Below are 7703 nucleotides of genomic sequence, written 5' to 3'. Positions count from 1 at the left end.
CGCCCTGGACGCGGTGCGGGCGTGGCGGTGCCCCGCGCACGACACGGCCGACCACCCGCTGCTCACCGGCACGCCCGAGCGCCTGCACGAGGAACGGGCGGCCAAGGAACTGGAGGCCGCGCTCGCCGGCGCCCCGGCGGACGTGCGCCTGCGTTGGCACACGGTCGAGGGACCCGCCCGCCGAGCGCTGCTGGCCGCCTCGCACGAGGCGGACCTGCTGATCGTCGGCCGACGGCATCCCGGGCAGTTCGGGCACCGCCTCGGCCGGATCGCCCACACGCTCCTGCACCACTCCGCCTGCCCGGTCGCGGTCGTCCCCGACACGGTGTGATGACCCGAAGTCGCCGCCGAGCGGGACGACCGGCGCGAGACGGGGCCGACCGGCCCTCCAGGTGCCCCGGTCAGCCTCTGGGGGTGGCCGTCGTCGCGACAGATGCCCGACACGTCGAAAGCCTCGAGCGGATCGGAGGAGAGCCGCCATGAAGGACGACATGCCGCACCGCCCCGCAGTCCACGCACTGCTCGCGGACGGAACCACCATCCGCATCCGTGCCGTGGAGCCCGGGGACCATGACCAACTGGAAGGTCTCTACGCGGAGATGTCCCCGGAAAATCTTCGCTTGCGGTTCTTCTCCGCCGGCCTCCGCTCAGCCGGCCTGGCCGCGGACAACGTGTGCGCGCCGGCCCGGCGCGGGCACCGGGCCCTGCTCGCCGAACGGGCGGGACAGGTCGTCGGTCTCGTCGAGTACCACTCCGACGACGATGCGCCGCAGACCGCCGAACTCGCCGTCGCGGTCGCCGACGGCCTGCACCACCGGGGCGTGGGGACCCTGCTCGTCGAGCACCTCGTCTCGGCCGCCCGTGCCGACGGCATCACCGCCTTCACCGCTGACGCCCTCAGCGAGAACCACGAAGTGCTGCGGCTCTTCGCCGATCTCGGCCTCACCACGACCCGGCGGTTCGACGGCCCCGAGGTCCACTGTGTCATCGACCTGCACGAGGACGAGACCTACCTGACGGCGACGGAGGCCCGAGGCAGGGCCGCCGACGTGGCCAGTCTGGAGCCGTTGCTGAGGCCGCGGTCCATCGCCGTCGTCGGGGCCGGCCGCCGGCCCGGCTCGGTGGGACGCGCCCTGCTGCACCACCTCCACCGGGACGGCTTCACCGGCCGCCTGTTCGCCGTGAACCCGGCCGCCAAGGTGATCCTCGGTGTACCGTCCTACCCGTCCGTCAGCGTCCTGCCCGTGACTCCTGACCTCGTGGTCGTGGCGAGTCCGGCCGTGTCCTTGCCCGCCGTCGCCGAGGAGTGCGGCAAGGCGGGCGTACGCGCCCTGGTCGTGGTCTCCGCCGGACTCGACACCGAGCAGTCCGATGCCCTGCTCACCGCCTGCCGCACCTACGGCATGCGTCTGGCCGGCCCCAACTGCCTCGGTGTCGCCAACACCGCTCCCGGGCACCGGTTCGACGCCACCTTCGCCGCCGCGCACCCGCGCGCCGGGACCGCGGGGGTCGCCGTGCAGTCCGGCGGCGTCGGCATCGCCCTGCTGGAGGGACTGTCCCGCCTGGGCATCGGCGTCTCCACGTTCGCGTCGCTCGGCGACAAGTACGACGTCAGCGGCAACGACATGCTCCAGTGGTGGGAGAGCGACGACCGCACCGACCTCGCCCTGCTCCACCTGGAGTCCTTCGGCAACCCGCGGGCCTTCTCCCGCACCGCCCGGCGCGTCACCCGGCGGATGCCCGTGCTGACCGTCGACGCCGGACGCACCGACGCCGGCCGCCGAGCCGCCGCCTCCCACACCGCCGCCGCGGCCACCGGCACGATGACCCGCCAAGCCCTGTTCACCCAGGCGGGCGTCACCGCGACCCGCTCCGTCGGCGAACTGCTGGAAACGGCGGCCCTGCTGCACGCACAACCACTGCCGGCCGGCACCCGCGTCACCGTGATCACCAACGCCGGCGGCGCGGGAGTCCTGGCCGCCGACGCCTGCGCCGAGGCCGGACTGGTCCTGAACCCGCCCAGCCCCGAACTGGCCGACGACCTGCTCGCCGCGCTGCCCGCCGGAGCGAGCGCCGGCAACCCCGTGGACGCCACCGCCGCCGTGACCGAGGACGCGTTGAGCACCTGCGTCGAGCGGCTCGCGGGTCACCCGACCGTCGACGCGGTCCTGGTGGCCCTCGTCCCCACCGCGGTCGCCGCGGCGACGGGTGACGACCTGGTCCGAGCCGTCACCCGGGGGCCCGGCCGCCGGGCCAAACCCGTCATCGTCGTACGCCTGGAACAGGACCTGCCGGTCACCCTGCTGCCCGTCGCCGACGGCGAGGCGGTCCCCTCGTACGCCGAACCGCAGGCGGCGGCACGAGCGCTGGCCCACGCCGCCCGACGGGCGGCCTGGCTCGCCCGGCCCGTCGGCACCGTGCCGGACCCGGACGACATCGACACCTCCCGTGCGCAAGCCCTGGCGGACGACTTCCTCGCCCAGCAGCCGGACGGAGGCTGGCTGGACCCGCGTGCCTGCGCCGAGCTCCTGTCCTGCTACGGCATCCCCCAGCTGCCCTGGGCCTGGGCCGAGACCGAGGACGACGCAGTACGCGCCGCCGAACGCCTGCGCGGCACCGACGGCCGAGTGGTCCTCAAGGCACACTGGCCCGGACTCGTGCACAAGAGCCTCCAGCACGCCGTCCACCTCGACCTGCGCGACGAGGCCCGGGTACGCACGGCCTTCCAGGACCTGCGGACCCGCTTCGAAGGACTCATGACCGGTGTCGTCGTCCAGCCGCTCGCATCCCGCGGCACCGAGCTGTTCGCCGGCGTCGTCCAGGACGGCGTCTTCGGCCCGCTCGTCGTCTTCGGCCTGGGAGGCACGGCGACGGAGGTGCTCGCCGACCACGCCGCCCGCCTCGCCCCGCTCACCGGTCAGGACGTGCACGACCTGATCACCGCCCCGCGCTGCGCCCCCCTGCTCTTCGGCACGCAAGGCGGCGGCCCCGTCGACCTGGAAGGGCTGGAGCAGGTACTCCACCGGCTGTCCCTGATGGCCACGGACCTGCCGCAGCTCGCCGAAGCCGACTTCAACCCGGTCCTCGCCACACCCGGCGAGGTCACCGTCCTCGACGCGCGGATACGCCTGCTGCCACGCCGGCCGCAGGACCCCTGTCTGCGCCGACTGCGCTGAGGAGGAACAGACATGAGGAACCAGAAGGTCGGCTCCGTGATGACCACCGAGGTGGTCCGCGCCGAGTACGGCACCCCCTTCAAGGCCGTCGCCAGGCTGCTCGCGGAACACCGCGTCAGCGGACTGCCCGTGGTGGACGACGACGAGCACGTCATCGGCGTCGTCTCCGAGACGGACCTGATGCTCCACCAGGCCGCGACCCCACTCGCCTACGAGCCGCCCCCGCGGTTCCGCCTCGCGCGGCTGACGCCCCGCGCCCGTCGGCGGGCGGCGAAGGCGCGGGCCCGGACGGCAGGCGGTCTGATGACCTCCCCCGCCGTCGGCGTGCACACCGAGGACACCGTCGTCGAGGCCGCCCGCACCATGGTCCGGCACCAGGTGAACCGGCTCCCGGTGCTCGACGAGGAAGACCGCCTGGTCGGCGTCGTCACCCGGCACGACCTGCTGTGGACCTTCCTCCGCCCGGACGCGGAGATCCGCGAGGAAGTGGTCCACGAGGTGCTGGAACGCGGACTGTGGCTGGTCACCGGCAGCATCGACGTCACCGTGACCGAGGGAGTCGTCACGCTGCACGGTCAGATGGAACGCAAGAGCGAAACCGAGGTCGCCGTGGCCATGACCCGCAGGACCGATGGGGTCGTCGACGTCGTGGACCAGCTCACCCACCGCTTCGACGACTCCGGGTTCCAGAACGACACGCGAGTGCCGAGCGGCGTCGCGGACGACTGGCTGCGGCGGCTGTGAGAGGAGGCGGACCACCATCAGGACCTAGCCAGGGGACGCCCCGCTTTAGCGGGGTGGGGAATGGCTTCTCTGGGTTGCTCTGACCTCAACCGGGTGCACGGATCTGCACTGTTCACCTCGGCTGACCTCTCTGCCGCAATAGACATGCGGCACATGTATAGTGATCGTGTGACTGTGACCAGGAAGGTTCGCCGGTTTTCTGGTGGCGTGTACGACCTCGGGCTCCACGTGCTGTGGTGCCCGAAGTACCGCCGTCCGGTCCTCGGCGGCCGGGTCGCGGAACGCCTGGACGAACTGATCCGACAGAAGGCGGACGAACGCGGCTGGGAGATCATCGCCCTTGAGGTGATGCCCGACCATGTCCACCTGTTCGTCAAGCACGACCCGAAGGCATCGGCCTCATATGTGGCCAACCAGTTCAAGGGCTTCACCTCCCGCGTGCTGCGCGAGGAGTTCCCGCACCTGAAGTCGCGGATGCCTACCTTGTGGTCGTCGTCGTACTTCGCGGCATCGGTCGGAGCCGTCTCGGCGGCGACGGTGGAGAAGTACATCAACACCCAGTGGGAACGCCCGTGGAAGAAGGGGGACGGCTCGTGATCCGCGCGTACAAGTTCCTCCTGCGCCCCACGGCCCGTCAGACCGTCGCGCTGGGCGAGATGTTGCGGGACCACCGCTCGCTCTACAACGCGGCGCTGCAGGAGCGGCGGGACGCCTACCAGCACGCATCCAAGACCAGCATCAAGTATGGCGACCAGTCCGCCCAGCTCAAGGAGATCCGCGCGTTCGATCCCGAGCGCCAAGGGCGCTGGTCGTTCTCCTCCCAGCAGGCCACCCTGCGCCGTCTCGACAAGGCTTTCCAGGCGTTCTTCCGGCGCGTCAAGGCCGGGCAGACACCGGGCTACCCACGCTTCAAGGGCGTCGGCCACTTCGACACCGTCACCTTCCCCAAGGACGGTGACGGCTGCCGCTGGGACTCCACCCCACACGATGCGCAGACACGCGTCCGCCTCCAGGGCGTCGGGCACGTCCGCGTGCACCGGCACCGGCCCGTACAGGGCCGCGTCAAGACGATCAGCGTGAAGTGCGAAGGCAACCGCTGGTACGCCGTCCTCGCCTGCGACAACGTGCCCGCCGAGGAGTTGCCACCCACCGGGGGAAACGTCGGCATCGACATGGGCATCACCCACTTCCTCACCACCTCGAACGGCGAACACATCGCCAACCCGCGCTTCCTCCAGGTGATGGCCGACGAACTCGCCGAAGCGCAGCGGCACCTCGCGACGTTCCCGAAGCGGACCCGGCAGCGCACCAAACGCCACCGCGCCGCCGCCCAGAAGGTCGCCAAGCTGCACGCGAAGATCCGGCGGCAGCGCGCCGACTTCCACCACAAGACCGCCCGCGCGCTCATCACCGACCACGACGTGATCGCGCACGAGCGGCTGAACACCGCGGGCATGGCCAAGAGCCCCGCGCCCAAGGCCGACCCCGAGCAGCCCGGCACCTTCCTGCCGAACGGCGCCGCAGCGAAGGCCGGGCTCAACCGCAGTATTCTCGACGCGGGTTGGGCACAGTTCCTCGGAATCCTGGCGAACAAGGCTGAAAGAGCCGGTCGCCTCATGGTCCTGGTGGACGCGCGCAACACCTCCCGCACATGCCCCGACTGCGGGCACGTCGCGAAGGAGAACCGTGTCACTCAAGCGAAGTTCGAATGTGTCAGATGCGGGTTCGAAGCGAACGCGGACCACGTCGGCGCGACGAACGTCCTCAACAGGGCCGGGCTGGTCCTCTGCGCGGCGGCTTAGCCACCGACGCAGGAAGCCCGCGCGTTTACGCGTGGGTGGAGTCACGAACGAGTGGCAGCGCGCCGGCCAAGGTGAAGCAGCCGAGGACCGAACCGGGATTTGGTCCGTGACTGGTCCGGAAACACTGGTCAGGAGGGGTGCGGCAGTGGGAGGAACTGGGAGTTGGCGCGTGATCCGGGCTCGGTCGAAAGCGGTCTGGGTGACAGGCGCCTGACGGGTGAAAGCCCAGTTCAGGCGCCTTTTTTCATGCGTCTAGAAGAACCCGAGCTTCTTCGGCGAGTACGACACCAGCAGGTTCTTCGTCTGCTGGTAGTGGTCCAGCATCATCTTGTGTGTCTCCCGGCCGATCCCGGACTGCTTGTAGCCGCCGAACGCGGCGTGCGCGGGGTAGGCGTGGTAGCAGTTCGTCCAGACGCGGCCCGCCTGGATCGCGCGCCCGGCGCGGTAGGCCGTGTTGATGTCGCGGGTCCACACGCCCGCGCCGAGGCCGTACGACGTGTCGTTGGCGATCTTGATCGCGTCGTCGAAGCCGTCGAACGAGGCCACCGAGACGACGGGGCCGAAGATCTCCTCCTGGAAGACACGCATCCGGTTGTCGCCCTCGAAGATGGTCGGCTGCACGTAGTAGCCGCCCTTCAGGTCACCGCCGTACTCGGCGCGTTCGCCGCCCGTGAGGACCTTGGCGCCCTCCTGCCGGCCGATGTCGATGTAGGACAGGATCTTGGTGAGCTGCTCGCTGGAGGCCTGCGCGCCGATCATCGTGTCGGTGTCGAGCGGGTGTCCGGGCCTGATCAGCTCGGTGCGGGCGACGGCCGCGGCCAGGAAGTCGGGGTAGTTGCCGCGCTGGATCAGCCCCCGGGAGGGGCACGTGCACACCTCGCCCTGGTTCAGCGCGAACATCGTGAACCCTTCGAGGGCCTTGTCGCGCAGCTCGTCGTCCTTCTCCCACACGTCGTCGAAGAAGATGTTCGGCGACTTGCCGCCCAGCTCCAGCGTGACCGGCTTCAGGTTCTCGGCCGCGTACTGCATGATCAGCCGTCCCGTGGACGTCTCGCCGGTGAAGGCCACCTTCGCCACTCGCGGGCTGGAGGCGAGCGGCTTTCCGGCCTCCGGGCCGAAGCCGTTGACGATGTTCAGCACGCCCGGCGGCAGCAGGTCGCAGACGAGGCTCAGCCAGTAGTGGATGGAGACCGGTGTCTGCTCGGCGGGCTTGAGGACGACCGCGTTGCCCGCGGCGAGGGCGGGCGCGAGCTTCCACGTCGCCATCAGAATGGGGAAGTTCCACGGGATGATCTGGGCGACGACGCCCAGCGGCTCGTGGAAGTGGTAGGCGACCGTGTCGTCGTCGACCTCGCTGAGCGAGCCCTCCTGGGCGCGTACGACCCCGGCGAAGTAGCGGAAGTGGTCGATGGCCAGCGGGATGTCGGCCGCCAGGGTCTCCCGTACGGGCTTGCCGTTCTCCCAGCTCTCCGCCACCGCGAGCGATTCCAGGTTGGCCTCCATGCGGTCGGCGATCTTCAGCAGGATGTCGGACCGCTCGGACGCCGGCCTGCGCCCCCAGCCGGGCGCGGCCGCGTGCGCCGCGTCGAGCGCCGCCTCGACGTCCTCCGCCGTGCCACGTGCCACCTCGGTGAACGGCCGGCCGTTCACCGGGCTCGGGTTCTCGAAGTACTGCCCCGCGACCGGGGGTACGTACTCGCCGCCGATGAAGTGGTCGTAGCGGGACTGGTAGGAGACGATCGCGCCCTCGCTCCCGGGCGCCGCGTAACGGGTCATGCGGAACTGGCCTCCTTCGGCAGCGCTGCCCGCCGTTGGGCAGCTCCGCACCGGAGCGTAAGGACACGGACGTTGCAACCACGTTGCGGACGGGCGGCGTTGCTACCGGTCCTCGAAGCGGGCCCAGCCGTCCGGGGCCCTCAGTTCCGATTCGAGCGTGGCCAGACGGAGCCGGTTCACGGCCGTCGGCCGGGCCGCGGCCAGC

At 70.7% G+C, this 7703-nt stretch carries 6 protein-coding genes; 5 read left to right on the top strand and 1 reads right to left on the bottom strand.

Annotated features, from left to right (window positions below):
* From B7767_RS24310 to B7767_RS24290, 5 genes are all read left to right on the top strand, one after another.
* Positions 1 to 331: universal stress protein (locus B7767_RS24310; protein WP_179167263.1), on the top strand; the 331-nt coding region annotated here is incomplete at its 5' end.
* Between the two features lie 148 nt (positions 332 to 479).
* A complete protein-coding gene (locus tag B7767_RS24305; RefSeq protein WP_085574069.1) occupies positions 480 to 3176 on the top strand; it encodes a bifunctional GNAT family N-acetyltransferase/acetate--CoA ligase family protein in 2697 nt (898 codons plus the stop codon).
* 12 nt (positions 3177 to 3188) lie between these two features.
* A complete protein-coding gene (locus B7767_RS24300; protein ID WP_085574068.1) occupies positions 3189 to 3920 on the top strand; it encodes a CBS domain-containing protein in 732 nt (243 codons plus the stop codon).
* A gap of 153 nt (positions 3921 to 4073) precedes the next feature.
* Entirely contained in the window at positions 4074 to 4517 is a 444-nt protein-coding gene (tnpA, locus tag B7767_RS24295) for an IS200/IS605 family transposase (RefSeq protein WP_085574070.1), read from the top strand.
* Positions 4514 to 5722: an RNA-guided endonuclease TnpB family protein gene (locus B7767_RS24290; protein ID WP_085574067.1), complete on the top strand. Its 1209-nt coding sequence runs from the start codon at positions 4514 to 4516 to the stop codon at positions 5720 to 5722. The genes tnpA and B7767_RS24290 overlap by 4 nt, the downstream gene beginning before the upstream one ends.
* Before the next feature lie 252 nt (positions 5723 to 5974).
* Here B7767_RS24290 and B7767_RS24285 read toward each other — a convergent pair whose 3' ends face one another.
* On the bottom strand, positions 5975 to 7498 hold the full coding sequence (locus B7767_RS24285; RefSeq protein WP_085574066.1) for an aldehyde dehydrogenase family protein: 1524 nt from the start codon (positions 7496 to 7498) through the stop codon (positions 5975 to 5977).
* Positions 7499 to 7703 lie beyond the last annotated feature (205 nt).

Origin of the sequence: Streptomyces sp. 13-12-16 (genome assembly GCF_002114215.1) — a bacterium.
Taxonomy (GTDB): Bacteria; Actinomycetota; Actinomycetes; order Streptomycetales; family Streptomycetaceae; genus Streptomyces.
This window is presented reverse-complemented; position numbering and strand designations above follow the sequence as displayed.

Coding starts and splice junctions, on each gene's coding strand:
- B7767_RS24305 (WP_085574069.1), top strand. CDS start 480: ATGAAGGACGACATGCCGCACCGCCCCGCAGTCCACGCACTGCTCGCG.
- B7767_RS24300 (WP_085574068.1), top strand. CDS start 3,189: ATGAGGAACCAGAAGGTCGGCTCCGTGATGACCACCGAGGTGGTCCGC.
- tnpA (WP_085574070.1), top strand. CDS start 4,074: ATGTATAGTGATCGTGTGACTGTGACCAGGAAGGTTCGCCGGTTTTCT.
- B7767_RS24285 (WP_085574066.1), bottom strand. CDS start 7,498: ATGACCCGTTACGCGGCGCCCGGGAGCGAGGGCGCGATCGTCTCCTAC.